Source organism: Pseudoalteromonas sp. MMG024, assembly GCF_021654175.1.
In the GTDB taxonomy this organism is placed as follows: Bacteria; Pseudomonadota; Gammaproteobacteria; order Enterobacterales; family Alteromonadaceae; genus Pseudoalteromonas.
Map to the genome: position 1 here is coordinate 1 of NZ_JAKFZO010000053.1, position 907 is coordinate 907.

Genomic DNA, 907 nt, shown 5'->3' on the forward strand with positions numbered 1-907 from the left:
AGCTTGTTTGTTGGTCATATAGCCGAGTTCAGGCAGGTTACTAATAATGGATGCAGCAGCTATTTTGCCAATGCCTTTCATGCTTTGAAGAAGGTGATTTTTTGCTTGATATTCAGGACATGCCTCAATCAATTTAAGGATTTTATTTTCAATTTTGAGTATTTGATTTTTAAATGCAGTCAGGATTGGTTTGATTGTCATTGCTAATTCTTTAGGCAAGATTTGCAGACGGTTTTTCTCCATCGTTTGCATCACGAGTAATTGGTTTCTACGTGCAACTAAATCACTCATAAGTTGCATATTTTCAGGCTTTAACTGAGATAACGATGGTTTAATAGCCTCACCATAATGCGCAATAAGTTTAGCATCGAGCTTGTCCGTTTTAGCACGTTGACCAATAGCGCCAGCAAAGCGTTTTACATGAACTGGATTGGCAATGACAAAAGGTAAACCTGCTTTAGCGCAGGCCATAATGAATGGCATTTCTAATCTACCCGTGGCTTCGATAATAATACGTTCGGGTTTGTGCTTTTTAATCTCGTTTAAGGCTTCTTTTATTCCTTTGTCATCGTTAGAAACAGTGAAATAAATATCTAAAGGTCGAATATAAATATCGAGTTGAAATTTACCGGTATCGACACCGATGTTAATGCTTTGATTTGTTTTAGTATTCATATAAGCTAACTCTTGCTTGCATAATGCGGGCTCGAGGCCCAGTAGACTATTCGAGTGTGGTGCTTGGAGTCTTTTACAGCGTTCTTTCTTGTTATCGGTCTCTCGACAGAGGAGCCTGCAATCAATCGAACTACTGTAAAAGAAGGCTTTAGTTGCAGCTAAAGCCTGGGCCTCACCTTACCCTAAATCGGTATAAAAAGAATAATTAAGATGGGTGTATTATCCATACAAG

Annotated in this window: 1 protein-coding gene; it reads right to left on the reverse strand. The window is 38.5% G+C overall.

Annotated features, from left to right (window positions below; translation table 11 throughout):
* A partial coding sequence (locus L1068_RS21810) for a transposase (RefSeq protein WP_237131958.1) occupies positions 1 to 675 on the reverse strand: 675 nt, incomplete at its 3' end.
* Between the last annotated feature and the right edge of the window lie 232 nt (positions 676 to 907).